Genomic DNA, 18,060 nt, shown 5'->3' on the forward strand with positions numbered 1-18,060 from the left:
TGTATTCGCGAAATGAGGAATCCACGTTCGAAAGGACGCAGGACCCCGATTGGCTTCGGGGGCCGGGAATCCGCTAAAGTCTCACTCGTCGGAACGGCCCAACAGCCGGGAAGGCAAACCCCCTCTGACCGGGAATCAGCGCCGAAAGGTTCTGATAGAGTCGGAACCGCCGGAAAGGAAACCGCGAAAGAAAAGCGGGAACCTGGAAAGCACCGAGGAAATCGGGTCGAGAAAAGATCTGATAGAGTCGGAAACGCAAGACCGAAGGGAAGCGCCCGGAGGAAAGCCTGAGAGAGTCTCTCGGGTGAGTACAAAGGAAGCGTCCGTTCCTTGAGAACTCAACAGCGTGCCAAAAATCAACGCCAGATATGTTGATACCCCGTCCCCGGCAGTGATAGCCGAGGATGAGGTTCCTTTGAAACAAAACACAGCGAGGACGCTGTGAACGGCCGGGCTTATTCCGCCTGGCTGTTCCGCTCTCGTGGTGTCGACCGGATTACCGGTAAACATTCACGGAGAGTTTGATCCTGGCTCAGGACGAACGCTGGCGGCGTGCTTAACACATGCAAGTCGAACGATGAACCACTTCGGTGGGGATTAGTGGCGAACGGGTGAGTAACACGTGGGCAATCTGCCCTTCACTCTGGGACAAGCCCTGGAAACGGGGTCTAATACCGGATAACACTTCCACTCGCATGGGTGGAGGTTAAAAGCTCCGGCGGTGAAGGATGAGCCCGCGGCCTATCAGCTTGTTGGTGAGGTAATGGCTCACCAAGGCGACGACGGGTAGCCGGCCTGAGAGGGCGACCGGCCACACTGGGACTGAGACACGGCCCAGACTCCTACGGGAGGCAGCAGTGGGGAATATTGCACAATGGGCGAAAGCCTGATGCAGCGACGCCGCGTGAGGGATGACGGCCTTCGGGTTGTAAACCTCTTTCAGCAGGGAAGAAGCGAAAGTGACGGTACCTGCAGAAGAAGCGCCGGCTAACTACGTGCCAGCAGCCGCGGTAATACGTAGGGCGCAAGCGTTGTCCGGAATTATTGGGCGTAAAGAGCTCGTAGGCGGTCTGTCACGTCGGATGTGAAAGCCCGGGGCTTAACCCCGGGTCTGCATTCGATACGGGCAGACTAGAGTGTGGTAGGGGAGATCGGAATTCCTGGTGTAGCGGTGAAATGCGCAGATATCAGGAGGAACACCGGTGGCGAAGGCGGATCTCTGGGCCATTACTGACGCTGAGGAGCGAAAGCGTGGGGAGCGAACAGGATTAGATACCCTGGTAGTCCACGCCGTAAACGGTGGGAACTAGGTGTTGGCGACATTCCACGTCGTCGGTGCCGCAGCTAACGCATTAAGTTCCCCGCCTGGGGAGTACGGCCGCAAGGCTAAAACTCAAAGGAATTGACGGGGGCCCGCACAAGCAGCGGAGCATGTGGCTTAATTCGACGCAACGCGAAGAACCTTACCAAGGCTTGACATACACCGGAAACGTCTGGAGACAGGCGCCCCCTTGTGGTCGGTGTACAGGTGGTGCATGGCTGTCGTCAGCTCGTGTCGTGAGATGTTGGGTTAAGTCCCGCAACGAGCGCAACCCTTGTTCTGTGTTGCCAGCATGCCCTTCGGGGTGATGGGGACTCACAGGAGACTGCCGGGGTCAACTCGGAGGAAGGTGGGGACGACGTCAAGTCATCATGCCCCTTATGTCTTGGGCTGCACACGTGCTACAATGGCCGGTACAAAGAGCTGCGAAACCGTGAGGTGGAGCGAATCTCAAAAAGCCGGTCTCAGTTCGGATTGGGGTCTGCAACTCGACCCCATGAAGTCGGAGTTGCTAGTAATCGCAGATCAGCATTGCTGCGGTGAATACGTTCCCGGGCCTTGTACACACCGCCCGTCACGTCACGAAAGTCGGTAACACCCGAAGCCGGTGGCCCAACCCCTTGTGGGAGGGAGCTGTCGAAGGTGGGACTGGCGATTGGGACGAAGTCGTAACAAGGTAGCCGTACCGGAAGGTGCGGCTGGATCACCTCCTTTCTAAGGAGCACTTCTTACCGAGTTCGCTCGGTCAGAGGCCAGTACATCGGCGTACGTCCGGTGCTGGTTGCTCATGGGTGGAACGTTGATTATTCGGCATTTTCAGTCATCTCGGGCTGCAAGTACTGCTCTTCGGAGCGTGGAAAGCTGATCACGAGTGGGTGGGGTGCCGGGCACGCTGTTGGGTATCTGAGGGTATGGCCGTATGGCTGCCTTCAGTGCCGGCCCCAGTGCACTCCAGCTCAGGTTGGGGGTGATGGGTGGCTGGTCGTTGTTTGAGAACTGCACAGTGGACGCGAGCATCTGTGGCCAAGTTTTTAAGGGCGCACGGTGGATGCCTTGGCACCAGGAACCGATGAAGGACGTGGGAGGCCACGATAGTCCCCGGGGAGTCGTCAACCAGGCTTTGATCCGGGGGTTTCCGAATGGGGAAACCCGGCAGTCGTCATGGGCTGTCACCCATACCTGAACACATAGGGTATGTGGAGGGAACGCGGGGAAGTGAAACATCTCAGTACCCGCAGGAAGAGAAAACAACCGTGATTCCGGGAGTAGTGGCGAGCGAAACCGGATGAGGCCAAACCGTATACGTGTGAGACCCGGCAGGGGTTGCGTGTACGGGGTTGTGGGATCTCTCTTTCACAGTCTGCCGGCTGTGAGACGAGTCAGAAACCGTTGATGTAGGCGAAGGACATGCGAAAGGTCCGGCGTAGAGGGTAAGACCCCCGTAGTCGAAACATCAACGGCTCGTTTGAGAGACACCCAAGTAGCACGGGGCCCGAGAAATCCCGTGTGAATCTGGCGGGACCACCCGCTAAGCCTAAATATTCCCTGGTGACCGATAGCGGATAGTACCGTGAGGGAATGGTGAAAAGTACCGCGGGAGCGGAGTGAAATAGTACCTGAAACCGTGTGCCTACAAGCCGTGGGAGCGTCGCGCATCGAGTTTACTCGGTGCGTCGTGACTGCGTGCCTTTTGAAGAATGAGCCTGCGAGTTTGCGGTGTGTTGCGAGGTTAACCCGAGTGGGGCAGCCGTAGCGAAAGCGAGTCCGAATAGGGCGTTTCAGTAGCACGCTCAAGACCCGAAGCGGAGTGATCTAGCCATGGGCAGGTTGAAGCGGAGGTAAGACTTCGTGGAGGACCGAACCCACCAGGGTTGAAAACCTGGGGGATGACCTGTGGTTAGGGGTGAAAGGCCAATCAAACTCCGTGATAGCTGGTTCTCCCCGAAATGCATTTAGGTGCAGCGTCGTGTGTTTCTTGCCGGAGGTAGAGCACTGGATAGGCGATGGGCCCTACCGGGTTACTGACCTTAGCCAAACTCCGAATGCCGGTAAGTGAGAGCGCGGCAGTGAGACTGTGGGGGATAAGCTCCATGGTCGAGAGGGAAACAGCCCAGAGCATCGACTAAGGCCCCTAAGCGTACGCTAAGTGGGAAAGGATGTGGAGTCGCACAGACAACCAGGAGGTTGGCTTAGAAGCAGCCACCCTTGAAAGAGTGCGTAATAGCTCACTGGTCTAGTGATTCCGCGCCGACAATGTAGCGGGGCTCAAGCGTACCGCCGAAGTCGTGTCATTGCAGCAATAGGGCCAACGCCCGCTGTGATGGGTAGGGGAGCGTCGTGTGCCGGGTGAAGCAGCACCGGAAGGTAGTTGTGGACGGTTCACGAGTGAGAATGCAGGCATGAGTAGCGATACACACGTGAGAAACGTGTGCGCCGATTGACTAAGGGTTCCTGGGTCAAGCTGATCTGCCCAGGGTAAGTCGGGACCTAAGGCGAGGCCGACAGGCGTAGTCGATGGATAACCGGTTGATATTCCGGTACCCGCTGTGAAGCGTCAAACATTGAACCAGGCGATGCTAAGTCCGTGAAGCCGTTCCGGACCCTTCGGGGAATGGAAAGTGGTGGAGCCGACGGACCAGACTTGCAGTAGGTGAGTGATGGGGTGACGCAGGAAGGTAGTCCATCCCGGGCGGTGGTTGTCCCGGGGTAAGGGTGTAGGACGGTGTGTAGGCAAATCCGCACACCATGAGTCTGAGACCTGATGCCGAGCCGATTGTGGCGAAGTGGATGATCCTATGCTGTCGAGAAAAGCCTCTAGCGAGTTTCATGGCGGCCCGTACCCTAAACCGACTCAGGTGGTCAGGTAGAGAATACCGAGGCGTTCGGGTGAACTATGGTTAAGGAACTCGGCAAAATGCCCCCGTAACTTCGGGAGAAGGGGGGCCATCACTGGTGAGAGGACTTGCTCCTCGAGCTGGGGGTGGCCGCAGAGACCAGCGAGAAGCGACTGTTTACTAAAAACACAGGTCCGTGCGAAGCCGTAAGGCGATGTATACGGACTGACGCCTGCCCGGTGCTGGAACGTTAAGGGGACCGGTTAGTCACTCTTCGGGGTGGCGAAGCTGAGAACTTAAGCGCCAGTAAACGGCGGTGGTAACTATAACCATCCTAAGGTAGCGAAATTCCTTGTCGGGTAAGTTCCGACCTGCACGAATGGCGTAACGACTTCTCGACTGTCTCAACCATAGGCCCGGTGAAATTGCACTACGAGTAAAGATGCTCGTTTCGCGCAGCAGGACGGAAAGACCCCGGGACCTTTACTACAGTTTGATATTGGTGTTCGGTTCGGCTTGTGTAGGATAGGTGGGAGACTTTGAAACGTGGACGCCAGTTCACGGTGAGTCGCCGTTGAAATACCACTCTGGTCGTGCTGGATGTCTAACCTGGGTCCGTGATCCGGATCAGGGACAGTGTCTGATGGGTAGTTTAACTGGGGCGGTTGCCTCCTAAAGAGTAACGGAGGCGCCCAAAGGTTCCCTCAGCCTGGTTGGCAATCAGGTGTTGAGTGTAAGTGCACAAGGGAGCTTGACTGTGAGACCGACGGGTCGAGCAGGGACGAAAGTCGGGACTAGTGATCCGGCGGTGGCTTGTGGAAGCGCCGTCGCTCAACGGATAAAAGGTACCCCGGGGATAACAGGCTGATCTTCCCCAAGAGTCCATATCGACGGGATGGTTTGGCACCTCGATGTCGGCTCGTCGCATCCTGGGGCTGGAGTCGGTCCCAAGGGTTGGGCTGTTCGCCCATTAAAGCGGTACGCGAGCTGGGTTTAGAACGTCGTGAGACAGTTCGGTCCCTATCCGCTGCGCGCGCAGGAATATTGAGAAGGGCTGTCCCTAGTACGAGAGGACCGGGACGGACGAACCTCTGGTGTGCCAGTTGTCCTGCCAAGGGCATGGCTGGTTGGCTACGTTCGGGAGGGATAACCGCTGAAAGCATCTAAGCGGGAAGCCTGCTTCGAGATGAGTATTCCCACCCCCTTGAGGGGTTAAGGCTCCCAGTAGACGACTGGGTTGATAGGCCGGATGTGGAAGCCCAGTAATGGGTGAAGCTGACTGGTACTAATAGGCCGAGGGCTTGTCCTCAGTTGCTCGCGTCCACTGTGTTGGTTCTGAAACCACGAACGGCCCCATGCCATGGTCACGGTATGGTGCGGCTGCATGTGTTTCATAGTGTTTCGGTGGTCATAGCGTAAGGGAAACGCCCGGTTACATTCCGAACCCGGAAGCTAAGCCTTACAGCGCCGATGGTACTGCAGGGGGGACCCTGTGGGAGAGTAGGACACCGCCGAACAAATATTACGGGAAACCCCCGCACCTCACGGTGCGGGGGTTTTCTGCGTTCGGGCTCGTTTAAGGTCTGTTCATGCGCTACGACCTGGTGATTTTCGACAATGACGGTGTCCTTGTGGACAGCGAGCCGATTTCCAATCGGCTGCTGGCGGCCTATCTGACCGAGATAGGGCACCCCACCTCGTACGAGGACTCCATCCGGGACTACATGGGATCCGCGATGCACCGCATCCACGACCTGGTGCGGGAGCGCACCGGGCAGCTGTTGCCGGCGGAGTTCGACGACACGTTTCACCGGCGGGTGTTCGCGGCCTTCGAAGAGGAGCTGGAGCCTGTGGTCGGTGCCGTGGACGTCCTGGCGAAGCTGGCCGCGGACGGGGTGCCGTACTGCGTGGCGTCGTCCGGGAGTCATGAGCGGATTCGCGTGGGGCATCGGAAGACCGGGCTGGACCGGTTCTTCGAGGATGCTCGGATCTTCAGCGCGCAGGATGTCGGGAAGGGGAAGCCGGCGCCGGATCTGTTCCTGCACGCGGCCCGGCGGATGGGTGTGGCGCCGGAGCGCTGTGTGGTGGTCGAGGACAGTCCGCTGGGCGTGCGGGCGGCTGTGGCGGCCGGGATGGACGTCTACGGGTTCACCGCGATGACGCCGGCCGTGAGGCTCGCGGGGGCCACTCAACTCTTCTCCGAACTCGGGCAGTTGCCTGACCTGCTGATCTGACGGACGGGCCGGTGTCGGGCTGACATTTGTCATGCGTAGCTCCGGACGATCGTTCCTACTGGGGAACCCCTCATGGCGGCGAAGCTATGGGCATGACGACGAACCAGCACAAGAAGCAGAACGCCTTCGCCCCGCTCATCGTGGACGTGGCGGTGCCGCTCGGGTCGTACTACCTCTTCAAGGGCGCGTTCGGGATGAGCACCTTCGCCGCTCTCGCCTGGAGCAGCCTCGTGCCGGCCGGGCGGACGCTGTGGAGCGCGGTCAGCCGACGGACGGTCAACGGGCTCGCCGGGCTCATCCTCGTCGTCAACGTCGTCGGACTGGTGCTCAGCCTGGTCTCCGGCGATCCGCGGCTGATGCTGGCCAAGGACAGCGGGGTCAGCAGCACGATCGGGATCGGGATCCTGGTCTCCGTGGCGCTGGGAAGGCCGATGATGACCGCCGCGGTGAAGCCGTTCCTGGTGAAGGGCGACGCGGTCAGGGCGGCGGCCTGGGAGCGGCTGGCGAGTGGCGCGTCGACCGCGTCGGCGGACTTCCGGATGCGCGAGCGGGCCTTCTCGGTCGTCTGGGGTGTGGTGCTGCTCGTCGAGTGTGTCGTGCGGGTCGTGGGGGCGTACACGGTGCCGGTGGACACCATGGTGTGGCTCGGATCCGTGGTCATGGTCGTGGCGATGGGGATCGGCTTCGTGGTCGGCGGGGCGCTCGGCGCCGGGCCGATGGCGGCGATGGTCGCCTTCGAGACGCGGGCCGGGAAGGCCGTCGGGGCCGACGCCGAGGCGCCCGAGGTCGTCCTCGCGCGGTGAAGTCCGGTAAAGCTGAGGAGAATTCATCTTTGGCTGGATCTACCCACGAGTACGCAGGGGCCCTACGCTCGCCGCCATGACAGAAGTGCTGCGGCGCGGTAGGGCCTCTCTGGCGTTCAGCTTTTTCGCGCAGGGCGCGGCCTTCGCTCTGCTGGTGACCAGGATCCCGGCCATCCAGAACAGGTACGAGGTCTCGGACGCGTTGCTGCCCGTCTTCCTGGCCGCAGTGCCCATCCTGGCCGGGGTCGGCAGCGTGACGACCGAGCAGTTGGTGAAGCGGATACCGCCCAGCCGGGTGCTGCGGTGGTCGCAGCCGGTGGTGCTGCTGGCGCTGCTCGGGGTCGGGGCCGGGCGGGGGATGGCCGAGCTGGGTGTCGCCCTGGCCGTCTTCGGCCTCGCCGTGGGGGCGCTGGACGCCTCGATGAACATGCTCGGGGTGAGTCTTCAGCGGACGTACGGGCGCAGCATCATGCTGAGTTTTCATGCCGTGTACAGCCTGGGCGGGATCGTGGGGGCCTCGCTGGCCTGGGTGGGGGCGCACTGGCATCTCGCGCTGTGGGTGTCGTATCTGCCGGTGGTCGCGGTGCTGCTGCCGGCCGCGCTGGTGGCGAGCCGTTGGTATGTGGACGGCGGCGGGGAGGCCGGCAAGGCGGATGGCGCCGAGGCGGGCGGCGGCGGTGCGGGTCTCGCCTTCAAGGTGCTGCTGCCGTTGTGTCTGGTGATGACCTTCGCCTATATCGGGGACTCGACGGTCTCCAACTGGAGCGCGAAGTACCTCCAGGACGTGCTGGGCAGCAGCGAGCAGCTGGCCACCGTTCCGTACAACGTCTACATGGTGACCACGCTGGTCGGGCGGGCCCTCGGGGACTTCGGGGTGCGGCGGTTCGGGGCCGCGGCGGTGGTGCGGCTGGGGGCGCTGGTGGCGGCGGCGGGGTTCGCGGTGGTGGCCGTGGCGCCGGGGGCGTGGGTCGGGATGCTCGGGTTCACGCTCGTGGGACTGGGGTTGTGTGTGCTGGTGCCGCAGACGTTCGCTGCGGCGGGACGGTTGTTCCCGGGGGCTTCGGATGCGGCGATCGCCCGTCTCAACATCTTCAATTACGTCGGTTTCCTGATCGGTTCGCCGTTGGTGGGGGCGCTGGGGGACGCCTGGACGTATCGGGGCGCGATGGTGGTGCCGATGGTGTTGGTGCTGGTGACGTTGGTGTACGCCCGGTCGTTCGCCGCTCAACCGGACCGATACGGTGGCGGGCATGAGCGGCCGCGCACAGCTGATGTGGGACGAGGCAGTAACGGGCTATGACTTCGGGCCCGAGCACCCGATGGATCCGGTTCGGCTGGATCTGACCAGGAGGCTCGTCGGCGCCCTGGGACTCGACCGGCAGGTCGACGTCGTCGCGGCGAAGCCCGCGGGGGAGTCGACGTTGCGGCTCGTGCACCGGGAGGACTACGTCCAGGCCGTCAAGGCGGCGTCGGTGGAGCCGGGGTCGGCGGACCAGTCGTACGGGTTGGGGACGATGGACGATCCGGCCTTCGCCGGGATGCACGAGGTGTCCGCCCTCATCGCCGGGCTGTCCGTCGGGGCCGCGGAGGCCGTCTGGCGGGGCGAGGCGCTGCACGCGGTGAACTTCGCGGGTGGGCTGCACCATGCGATGCCGGGCGGGGCGTCGGGGTTCTGTATCTACAACGACGCTTCGTTGGCGATCGCGCGGCTGCTGGAGCTCGGGGCCGAGCGGGTCGCCTATGTGGATGTGGACGTGCATCACGGGGACGGCGTCCAGGCGGCGTTCTGGGACGACCCGCGGGTGCTGACGATCTCCCTGCACGAGCACCCTCGCACCCTGTTCCCGCAGACCGGGTGGCCGGAGGAGACCGGCGGGGAGCGGGCGGAGGGGTCGGCGGTGAACGTCGCGCTGCCGGCCGGGACCGGGGACGCGGGGTGGCTGCGGGCGTTCCACTCGGTGGTGCCGGAACTGGTCGCCGATTTCCGGCCGGATGTGCTGGTGACCCAGCACGGGGCCGACACGCACTTCGAGGATCCGCTGGCTCATCTCGCGGTGTCTCTCGACGCGCAGCGGGCGGTGCAGGTGGCCTGTCATGAGTTGGCGCACGAGTACGCAGGGGGCCGGTGGGTCGCGCTCGGTGGGGGCGGATACGCGGTGGTGGATGTGGTGCCGCGGTCGTGGACGCATCTGGTGGGGGTGGCGGCAGGGGTGCCGGTGGCGCCGGAGACGGTGATTCCGGAGGGGTGGCGGCAGGAGGTCTTCGCTCGTACTCGGCAGCTGGGACCGGTGCGGATGACTGACGGGCGGTGGCCGGTGCAGTGGGCCGGGTGGGAGTCGGGGTACGACCCCGCCGATCGGCTGGACCAGGCGGTGCTGGCCACGCGGCGGGCGGTGTTTCCGTTGCGGGGGCTGTTGCCGTAAGGGGTCCGCCCCCGCCGCACCTCCCCTTCCCGTCCCGCCGGGGGCGCCGGCCCTTCGGACCCGCCAGGAGGCCGTGCCGCCTTGACCTCCATGTCGGCCTGGGCGGCCGCGTCCTCGATCGCCGGACCGGGCTGAAGGGTGCGGCCGGGTCGGACGGCCGGGCTGGTGCTTACGCCAACGGTGGGGTGCTGTGGCTGTTTTGGCCCCGGACGCCGGTTCGTACGTCAGCATCGGTTCTGTGTCGAGTTCCGCAGCGCTTCGGGCGCATCTGCTGGCCGCGCGGTTGGCCGGGGCGGTGGCGACCACCCGCGAGGAGAGCCTGCGGAGCTATCGGCTCTTCGCCGCTCGTGATCCCCGGGTGCTGATCGGGCTTGATCCGGAACGGACGTGGGGGCAGCGGGAGCTGATCGCGCTGATGGCCGCCAAGTGTGGAGTTTCGGCCGATCCGGGCTGCGTTTCCGGGCATGATGTGATCGATCCTGAGCGCACGCTGGTCGCGCTGGATGCCTTCGCGGATCGGCTCGCCTCGGTCGCCCAGCGTGGTGCTCCGGTGCTGCTGGGCACCGGACATCCGCATCGGCTGCTGGGGTTCTACGCAGCGGTGGCGGACGCTTTGTCGACGGCGGGATGTGAAGTCCTCACCCCGGCGCAGGGTCGCTGTGTCGACATAACGACCCGGTTCGGTCTACGCACACACCACCTCGACTACGTCCGGGGAGTCGCGGTCGTCCGGGAGGCGGGCGCCGAACGCGCCGGTTGTGCGACCGGTGCGCACAGTCATTCACCGCTCCCGGTTCGGGTCGCGCTGGCGGCGGCGGCCGAGGGTGGAGGGCCGTTGCCCGAGCTGGTCGTCGGGGACCACGGATGGGTCTGCGGGGCAGGTCAGCTGGGGTTCGAGGCCATCGGGCTGGCGGACACCGACGACCCCGCGCTGTTCGTGGGCGAGGCCGAGGGAGTCGTCTCCGTCGTCGTTCCACTTGATGACGCCGTGCGGTCCGCTTACTACCGGCCGCTGACCCGCTACGTACTCAATCGAGCGTGTCTGTCACAGTAGGCCGCTGATGGGTGCACCTCTTCCCCACTCGCATCACCCGCCCCTACATTGGGGAGTGAGCACGCAACGACGAAGAGTCACCGGAAGGGGAAGCCGGTGGCCGTCGAGTCGAGTGCGGAAGGTTCAGGTGTGTCATGGGTGCAGCCGGCGAGAGGCCTCTGAACGAGGTTCAGTTCCTTACCGTGGCGGAAGTCGCCTCGGTGATGCGAGTGTCGAAGATGACCGTGTACCGACTGGTGCACAGCGGTCATCTGCCCGCGATCCGGGTGGGGCGGTCCTTCCGCGTCCCCGAGCAAGCGGTGCACGAGTACCTCCGCGAGAGCTACGTGGGGGTGGAAACCGCCTGACGGTCGGGGCCTGTCCGACAGGGCAGACCCGGGGTGGGGCCCGGCCTCAGGGCCGTCTCGGGCCCCTCCCGCCCCTCGATTACGACCTCAGCGCTCAGGCGGGTAGGCTAGCCCCTCGTAGGTCGTATGGGCCCATGGCGCCCAGCACCGAGTGATGAGAAGTGAGCGAGGGTAGTCGTGGGCTCTGTTATCAAGAAGCGGCGCAAGCGGATGGCCAAGAAGAAGCACCGCAAGCTGCTCAAGCGCACGCGCGTTCAGCGTCGCAACAAGAAGTAAGCGCGAGCAGGAGTAAGCGCAAGCACTTACTTCGCGCGACGCGAGCCGCGTAGGCGTGGTGTGGCCCCCCACCGTGTTATCGGTGGGGGGCCACACGTATATCCGGGTGCCGGTACGGTCGGCTGAACGCCGTGCGCAGCCCTGGACGTGCGCCCTGGCTGATCTGCTCGTACGACCGAAGGGTTCTCGTCACTTCGAGCATCGGGCAGTCATCACAGCGCAACATCGACCCGCTAGGTTTGCCCGCAGACGGGAACTCGGCAGGGCAGCCGGCGGTTCCAGACGGAAGGAAGGCGCTGATCTTGGGAAAGGTCGTGCTCGTTACCGGAGTGGCCCGTCAGCTGGGGGGCCGGTTCGTACGACGGATCCAGCGTGACCCACAGGTCGACCGGGTGGTCGCCGTGGACGCGGTGCGGCCCGAGCACCATCTGGGCGGCGCCGAATTCGTCGAGGCCGACATCCGGCAGCCCACCATCGCGCGGGTGCTGGCCGAGACCGGTGCCGACACCGTCGTCCACCTGGACGTGACGGCGACCGCGTTGGGCCGGGGCAGCCGGACCACGGTCAAGGAGACCAACGTCATCGGGACCATGCAGCTGCTCGGCGCCTGTCAGAAATCGCCGAACGTGAAGCGGCTGGTGGTCAAGTCCGCCACCAACGTCTACGGGTCCGCGCCGCGTGACCCCGCCGTGTTCACCGAGACGACCCCGCCCAAGTCGCTGCCCAGCGGCGGCTTCGCCAAGGACGCCGTCGAGGTCGAGGGGTATGTGCGCGGGTTCGCCCGGCGGCGGCCCGATGTCGCCGTGTGCGTGCTGCGGTTCGCGAACATCCTGGGGCCGACCGCCGAGACGCCGCTCGCCTCGTACTTCTCGCTGCCCGTGCTGCCCACCGTGCTCGGCTACGACCCCCGCCTCCAGTTCGTGCACGAGGACGACGTGATCGAGGTGCTGCGGATCGCCTCGCACGAACCGCGGCGGGGCACCCTCAACAGCGGCACGTTCAACATCGCCGGCGACGGGGTGCTGTTGCTGTCGCAGTGTTCGCGGCGGCTCGGACGGCCCACCGTGCCCCTGTTGCTGCCCGCCGTCACCTGGGCCGGGTCGCTGGTGCGTACGCTGGGCATGACGGACTTCTCGCCCGAGCAGGTCCGGCTGCTCACCCACGGCCGGGTCGTGTCCACGGACCAGATGCGCGAGACGCTGGGCTTCATGCCGCGGTACACCACGGCGGAGACCTTCGCGGACTTCGCGCGCAGTCACGGACCCGGACTCCTGCCGCCCGAGGCCGTTGCCGGGGCCGTCGACCGGATCGCCGCGTCCCTGCCGGGCGGCGGCCTCTCCCCGGTCCACCCCCCGACGCAGAGCGCCAACTGAGGAGCGCATCAACGATGGCGGATGCCAAGGTCATTCCGTTCGACGACGACCGGTCCCGGGGGAACGCCGTAGCGCGGCCGCCCCGGCGCCGGGGCGCGGTGAGCCGGCGCAGGAACGGCGAGCCCGCGCCGGTCCGGGAGATCGGCGAGACCGGTGAGGTCGGTGAGGTCCAGCCCCTGCCCACCAGGGCGGTCGGGCAGGATGATGTTCCTGTGACGGGTGAGGAACGGCTGGACAAGGACGCGGGCGGCCTGGAGCGGCGGATCGCGGGCGGGCTGTCCTTCCTGCGCCGGCGCCTCACGGGCGAGTACGAGGTCGACGACTTCGGCTACGACGAGGAGCTGACCGACCAGGTCCTGATGTCCCTGCTGCGGCCGCTGTACGAGAAGTACTTCCGGGTCGAGGTGAAGGGTGTCGAGAACATCCCGGCGGAGGGTGGCGCGCTGATCGTCGCCAACCACTCCGGGACGCTGCCGTTGGACGGCCTGATGATGCAGGTCGCCGTGCACGACCACCACCCGGCGGGCCGGCATCTGCGGCTCCTGGCCGCCGACCTGGTTTTCGTGCTGCCGGTCGTCAACGAGCTGGCCCGCAAGCTCGGGCACACCCTCGCCTGCGCGGAGGACGCCGAGCGGCTGCTCGGCCAGGGCGAGCTGGTCGGAGTGATGCCGGAGGGCTTCAAGGGCATCGGGAAGCCCTTCAGCGAGCGCTACAAGCTCCAGCGGTTCGGCCGCGGCGGCTTCGTCTCCACGGCACTGCGCCAGGGCGCCCCGATCATCCCCTGCTCGATCGTCGGGGCCGAGGAGATCTACCCGATGATCGGCAACGCAAAGACGTTGGCGCGGGTGCTCGGATTCCCGTACTTCCCGCTGACGCCGACCTTCCCGTGGCTGGGACCGCTGGGCGGGATCCCCCTGCCGACGAAGTGGACGATCCAGTTCGGCGAGCCGATCCCCACGAACGGCTACCCGCCGGAGGCGGCGGAGGACCCGATGCTCATGTTCAACCTGACGGACCAGGTACGCGAGCAGATCCAGCACACGCTGTACAAGTTGCTGGTCCAGCGGCGGTCGGTGTTCTTCTAGCGGTTCTTCCGGCTGTGCCTGCCGAGGCGCTCACGGCTGTGCTTTCGGCCGTTTTCCCCGTCGGGTTGCTCCGGGTACGACGGTGGGGGCGCTCCTCCTGAGAGGGGCGCCCCCACCGTCGTTGTGCGGGGCGGGTCTACTCCGCGTCCTCGCTGTCGATGCCCAGGCCTGGAAGCAGGCCGGGGAGGAGGGGCGGGAGGGTGACGTCCGGCTGGGTGCTGGGGACGACGGTGGGCGGGGCGGTGCCGCCGGTTTCCTTCGGGGGGTCCAGAAGGCCGCCGGTGTTGCCGCCGAGCAGGCCGTCGTCGGTGGTGCCGGAGGTGGACGACTTGCCGGGGCTGTCGGTGCCGGCGCCGGTCCCGTCGGTCGGGGCGTGGCCGGTGCCGGGGGTGGTCGCGTGGCGGTCGGTGTCCGAGGTACCGGTGGACGCCGGGCCGGAGCCCTCACGCGCGCCGCCGCCCGGGGCCGGGGGCCGCGGGAGGAGGGACTGGAGGGGGGCGACCTCTTCGTCTATGGCCTCGAAGACCGACGAGACCTGCTGGCTGACGTCACCGAGCTGGACCGGCAGGCGGTCGCGCAGGGCGCCCCATACCTCGCGGTGCGAGCGGGAGAACGCGTCGAGGGCCTGGATGGGTCCCAGGGAGTTCGGGTCGCGTTCGTACGCCTCGTGGAGGAGGCGGTGGCCTTCCGACGCGTCGTGCTGCATGCCGTTCAGGGCGCGTCGGATCTCGCCGAGCGATTCGTGGTCGAGGTCGCCGCTGCGGCCCCGCTCCATGAGCCGCCGGGCCTCGCTGAGCCGGGTGGACGCCTGGTCGAGATAGGTCCGACCGCGTTCGTCGTCGCCGTCGGCCAGGTAGTTGAGCTTGAAGTCCTCGATGCCGCGCTTCAGTCCGTAGAGCCCGTCACCCGGGAGGGCGTCGGAACTCGCGGCCGCGACCCCGCCGAAGGCGCCCGCCGCGACGCCGACGCTGAGGCCGCCCGCGGTGAGGCCCTTGGCGAGGCGGGAACGCGGTCGGAACTTGCCCAGGGGACTGGCCCGGTGAGTGCCCCTGGCGCGGTGGGAGCGTTGCTCCGGCACCGAAGGGTCCGCCGCTTCGCCTCCCGCGGTGCCCGCCTGCAGCATGGCCTCCATAGCGGCGACCAACTGGGCCCGCTGGACGACCTTGACCTCGGGATCGAATTCCGGTTTGGGCAGCTCGGCGAGACTCGTGGCGAGGGCCAGAAGTCGGCCCTGCCCGGTCTGGTCCGCAGCGGCCGGCGCCGGCGGTGATCCTTCGGTCTGCTCGGCCGCCGTGCCCTCGGAGGAACAGTCGGACTGCCCCTCCAGGGCCTGGGCGAAGGCGCTCGCCCGCCGGTGCGCCGATACGTTCGCGATCACTGGCGGCACCTCCTCTCGTCATGACGGTCGACTCCCCTGGGGTCCTGACGGTTGCACGCCCTGAACCGGGTCCACACGATCGAGTGATCGGGGTCGGCCAGGACGTGACCACAGGGAGCCTGTATCCCGCACAACGACTGGCGCGGCACTTGGGTTACGGACTGCGGATGATCGGATCGGGAAGACAACGGACTTTCACTGACGGTGAGTTGGCGTCACGGAGTGTGTGGCGTCGGTCATGGGCGGGGGACGGGTTCAGCGGGCGTCTTCCGGCAGCAGGCGGGCGAGGGTGCGGACGGCCCGGTACTGGAGCGTCTTGATGGCACCCTCGTTCTTGCCCATGACGCGCGCGGTCTCGGCGACGGAGAGCCCCTGGAGGAACCGGAGCGTCACGCACTCCTGCTGCTGGGGGTTGAGCCGGCGTACGGCGTCCAGAAGCGCCGCGTTCGAGAGGGACTCCAGGACGGAGTCCTCGGGTGAGCGCTCGACCTCGTTGGCGTCGAGCATCTCGCCGGTCGTCACCTCGAGCCGGAAACGGCTCGACTTGAAGTGGTCGGCGACGAGGTTGCGGGCGATGGTGACGAGCCAGGCGCCGAAGTCGCGGCCCTGCCAGGTGAACGTCCCGATGCGACGCAGTGCGCGCAGGAACGTCTCGCTGGTGAGGTCCTCGGCGGTCGCCTTGCCTCCCACCCGGTAGTAGATATAGCGGTAGACGGTGTCGCTGTACTGGTCGTACAGGCGCCCGAAAGCATCGGCCTCGCCGGCTTGGGCGCGCTCGACGAGGTCCATCATTCGGGCGCTGTCACTGTCGGCGGCCGGCCGACGGGCGGTGGCCGCGCCGGCCGAGCGTCCTCGTCTGCCCACCGCGGCGCTGCCGTCGGCCAGGGCGTAGCACGGACCGAGCGGAGCGGTGGTGGCGAACGCGGGGACGGCGTACGCGGTGGGGACGACGCCGCGCAAGAGGTCATGGACCGTAACGACCGTTGCGCGCAGCGTAGCCAGGCCCGAGGTGTCAACCCCGACGTGTGGGTACACGGGACTCCCAGAGGCAGAGCTTGCATCACGTGCAGTACGGAACCATTCACCCGTCGTAGCGACGGAAGGGGTACCGGATTGCGTCTGAGGAGAATAACGCTTCGTGCAGGCCCTGCTACACCGAGTTGCTCAAATCATCGATTACGTCGCTTCTGTGGCCTATTGGCGCCCGTTCAAGTTGCGCGAGGTGAACGTTTGTTGATCGAAATGGTTCGAGTTTCGGCTCGGTCCGGGGCGTGTTGTGGCTGTGCGCGGACAACAGGACTGGACGGGGGGTTACCCGGGTACGACCGTCGGATTGGCCTGGTTCGCTGCCCGGTGTCGGGTGTTGTCCGGTAACGCGAAGGAGCGGCCGGGCTGTTGCGCCTCGGCCGCTCGTTCGGGATGCCTACTTCGTCGTCCTGGTCGTCCTGGTCGTCATCGCCGTCGTCGGTGGAGCGCGATCGCCGCCGCCGTGCCGCCCGCCACCGCGCCGACGCCCGCCGCGGCCGGGATGCCGACCTTCGCCGCCTTGCGGCCCGTGCGGTAGTCGCGCAGCCGCCAGTCGAGCTTGTGCGCGTGCTTGCGGAGCTTGGTGTCGGGGTTGATGGCGTAGGGGTGGCCGACGAGGGAGAGCATCGGGATGTCGTTGTGCGAGTCGCTGTAGGCGGCGCATCGGGAGAGGTCCAGGTTCTCCGCCGCCGCCAGCGCGCGTACCGCCTCCGCCTTGGCGGGGCCGTGCAGCGGTTCGCCCACCAGTTTGCCCGTGTAGACACCGTCGACGGACTCCGCGACCGTGCCCAGCGCGCCGGTCAGGCCGAGGCGGCGGGCGATCACCTGGGCGATCTCCACCGGGGCCGCCGTGACCAGCCACACCTTCTGGCCCGCGTCCAGGTGCGCCTGGGCGAGGGCCCGGGTGCCCGGCCAGATGCGCTCGGCCATGTACTCGTCGTAGATCTCCTCGCCGATCGACATCAGCTCGGATACCCGGTGGCCCTGCACGATGGAGAGCGCCGAGTCGCGGGCCTCCTGCATGTGTTCGGGGTCCTCGATGCCGGCCAGTCGGAACCAGGCCTGCTGCCAGGCGAAGCGGACCAGGTCGCGGGTCTCGAAGAACTTGCGTTTGTGCAGGCCGCGGCCGAAGTGGAAGAGCGCGGCGCCTTGCATCACGGTGTTGTCGAGGTCGAAGAAGGCGGCGGCCATCGCGTCGCCGTGCACCGGGAACTGCGGTTCCCGGTCGGAAATGTCCAGGGGCGCCAGGGTCTCCTCGGAGTCCAGGGCTTCCTGGGTGGACTTGCGGGCTGCCTCCGCCGAGGCCTCGCCTGCCAACACGCTCCGCGCCGTGGCGGAACGCCTACGGGGAGTGAGCCATCCTAGAGCGGCCATGGCGTGAGCATAGCCATTCTGTTCGGTGGTTCCGGAGCCGAGAGGTTCGAAGGGTGTGAACTCTCGATGACCGTGTCGTCGAAGAAGCGCGAGAATGGCGGCATGACTCCCCTCTTTCGACGCAAGGCCGCTCCGGGCGGGCGGTCGGTCACCCTCATTCGTAAGTCCGGTTGTCATCTCTGCGACGACGCCGAGCGTGTGATCGAGAAGGTCTGCGGGGAACTCGGTGTGTCCTGGGAGCAGAAGGACATCGCCGACGACCGGGAGCTGTACGACCAGTACTGGGAGCAGATCCCGGTGGTGCTGGTCGACGGCAGGCAGCACACGTTCTGGCGGGTGGACGAGAGCCGCCTGCGCAAAGAACTGGCCGGATGAGAACTGACCGAGTAGTACAAGCTTGTACCGAACGTCGCTTAGGATCGATGGCGGTTTTGTCTCGGGGGCGGGATTCACGAGGAGAGTGGCGGTTTTGCCCCCTGGAATGTTGCGCGTGACCCCGGTCACGTTTGCCGGGCAAATCGGACACCATCTT

Annotated in this window: 13 protein-coding genes and 3 rRNA genes; 13 read left to right on the plus strand and 3 right to left on the minus strand. The window is 65.7% G+C overall.

What is annotated here, in order from left to right:
• Positions 1–509: 509 nt before the first annotated feature.
• The 12 genes from QF030_RS24080 to QF030_RS24135 all read left to right on the plus strand — a co-directional run bounded on the left by QF030_RS24080 (position 510) and on the right by QF030_RS24135 (position 13,750).
• A 16S ribosomal RNA gene (locus QF030_RS24080) occupies positions 510–2,035 on the plus strand.
• A 307-nt stretch (positions 2,036–2,342) separates the two neighbouring features.
• Positions 2,343–5,464: ribosomal RNA gene (locus QF030_RS24085) — 23S ribosomal RNA — on the plus strand.
• 91 nt (positions 5,465–5,555) lie between these two features.
• A 5S ribosomal RNA gene (gene rrf / locus QF030_RS24090) occupies positions 5,556–5,672 on the plus strand.
• The 16S, 23S and 5S rRNA genes sit together here, the layout of an rRNA operon.
• Positions 5,673–5,744: 72 nt before the next feature.
• The gene (locus QF030_RS24095) at positions 5,745–6,389 is read left to right on the plus strand and encodes an HAD family hydrolase (RefSeq protein ID WP_307164718.1); all 645 of its coding nucleotides are present in this window, start codon (positions 5,745–5,747) and stop codon (positions 6,387–6,389) included.
• An 86-nt stretch (positions 6,390–6,475) separates the two neighbouring features.
• Positions 6,476–7,192 (plus strand): VC0807 family protein, encoded by a 717-nt coding sequence (locus tag QF030_RS24100; RefSeq protein WP_307164719.1) that lies wholly within the window; start codon positions 6,476–6,478, stop codon positions 7,190–7,192.
• 76 nt (positions 7,193–7,268) lie between these two features.
• Complete coding sequence (locus QF030_RS24105) at positions 7,269–8,492, plus strand: MFS transporter (RefSeq protein WP_307164720.1); 1,224 nt, start codon at positions 7,269–7,271, stop codon at positions 8,490–8,492.
• A complete protein-coding gene (locus QF030_RS24110; RefSeq protein WP_307164721.1) occupies positions 8,443–9,615 on the plus strand; it encodes an acetoin utilization protein AcuC in 1,173 nt (390 codons plus the stop codon). Before QF030_RS24105 ends, QF030_RS24110 begins: the two co-directional genes overlap by 50 nt.
• 238 nt (positions 9,616–9,853) lie before the next feature.
• On the plus strand, positions 9,854–10,669 hold the full coding sequence (locus QF030_RS24115) for a phosphatase (protein WP_307167673.1): 816 nt from the start codon (positions 9,854–9,856) through the stop codon (positions 10,667–10,669).
• 134 nt (positions 10,670–10,803) lie between these two features.
• On the plus strand, positions 10,804–11,016 hold the full coding sequence (locus tag QF030_RS24120; RefSeq protein ID WP_015658719.1) for a helix-turn-helix domain-containing protein: 213 nt from the start codon (positions 10,804–10,806) through the stop codon (positions 11,014–11,016).
• A 177-nt stretch (positions 11,017–11,193) separates the two neighbouring features.
• Entirely contained in the window at positions 11,194–11,292 is a 99-nt protein-coding gene (locus QF030_RS24125; RefSeq protein ID WP_003948845.1) for a 30S ribosomal protein bS22, read from the plus strand.
• 302 nt (positions 11,293–11,594) lie between these two features.
• Complete coding sequence (locus tag QF030_RS24130) at positions 11,595–12,665, plus strand: NAD-dependent epimerase/dehydratase family protein (protein ID WP_307164722.1); 1,071 nt, start codon at positions 11,595–11,597, stop codon at positions 12,663–12,665.
• Positions 12,666–12,679: 14 nt separating this feature from the next.
• Positions 12,680–13,750, plus strand: coding sequence for a lysophospholipid acyltransferase family protein (locus QF030_RS24135; RefSeq protein WP_307164723.1), 1,071 nt, complete (start codon positions 12,680–12,682; stop codon positions 13,748–13,750).
• Positions 13,751–13,886: 136 nt separating this feature from the next.
• Here the strand turns inward: QF030_RS24135 and QF030_RS24140 are convergent, their stop codons facing one another.
• From QF030_RS24140 to QF030_RS24150, 3 genes are all read right to left on the minus strand, one after another.
• A complete protein-coding gene (locus QF030_RS24140; protein WP_307164724.1) occupies positions 13,887–15,128 on the minus strand; it encodes a DUF5667 domain-containing protein in 1,242 nt (413 codons plus the stop codon).
• 255 nt (positions 15,129–15,383) lie between these two features.
• Complete coding sequence (locus QF030_RS24145) at positions 15,384–16,163, minus strand: ECF subfamily RNA polymerase sigma factor, BldN family (RefSeq protein WP_307164725.1); 780 nt, start codon at positions 16,161–16,163, stop codon at positions 15,384–15,386.
• A 417-nt stretch (positions 16,164–16,580) separates the two neighbouring features.
• On the minus strand, positions 16,581–17,528 hold the full coding sequence (locus QF030_RS24150) for an HAD family hydrolase (RefSeq protein ID WP_307164726.1): 948 nt from the start codon (positions 17,526–17,528) through the stop codon (positions 16,581–16,583).
• A 102-nt stretch (positions 17,529–17,630) separates the two neighbouring features.
• Here QF030_RS24150 and QF030_RS24155 point away from each other — a divergent pair, with 102 nt between their 5' ends.
• Entirely contained in the window at positions 17,631–17,903 is a 273-nt protein-coding gene (locus QF030_RS24155) for a glutaredoxin family protein (protein ID WP_307164727.1), read from the plus strand.
• Positions 17,904–18,060 lie beyond the last annotated feature (157 nt).

This window comes from Streptomyces rishiriensis, assembly GCF_030815485.1.
GTDB classification, from domain to species: Bacteria; Actinomycetota; Actinomycetes; order Streptomycetales; family Streptomycetaceae; genus Streptomyces; species Streptomyces rishiriensis_A.

Coding starts and splice junctions, on each gene's coding strand:
- QF030_RS24095 (WP_307164718.1), top strand. CDS start 5,745: ATGCGCTACGACCTGGTGATTTTCGACAATGACGGTGTCCTTGTGGAC.
- QF030_RS24100 (WP_307164719.1), top strand. CDS start 6,476: ATGGGCATGACGACGAACCAGCACAAGAAGCAGAACGCCTTCGCCCCG.
- QF030_RS24105 (WP_307164720.1), top strand. CDS start 7,269: ATGACAGAAGTGCTGCGGCGCGGTAGGGCCTCTCTGGCGTTCAGCTTT.
- QF030_RS24110 (WP_307164721.1), top strand. CDS start 8,443: ATGAGCGGCCGCGCACAGCTGATGTGGGACGAGGCAGTAACGGGCTAT.
- QF030_RS24120 (WP_015658719.1), top strand. CDS start 10,804: ATGGGTGCAGCCGGCGAGAGGCCTCTGAACGAGGTTCAGTTCCTTACC.
- QF030_RS24135 (WP_307164723.1), top strand. CDS start 12,680: ATGGCGGATGCCAAGGTCATTCCGTTCGACGACGACCGGTCCCGGGGG.
- QF030_RS24150 (WP_307164726.1), bottom strand. CDS start 17,528: ATGGCCGCTCTAGGATGGCTCACTCCCCGTAGGCGTTCCGCCACGGCG.
- QF030_RS24155 (WP_307164727.1), top strand. CDS start 17,631: ATGACTCCCCTCTTTCGACGCAAGGCCGCTCCGGGCGGGCGGTCGGTC.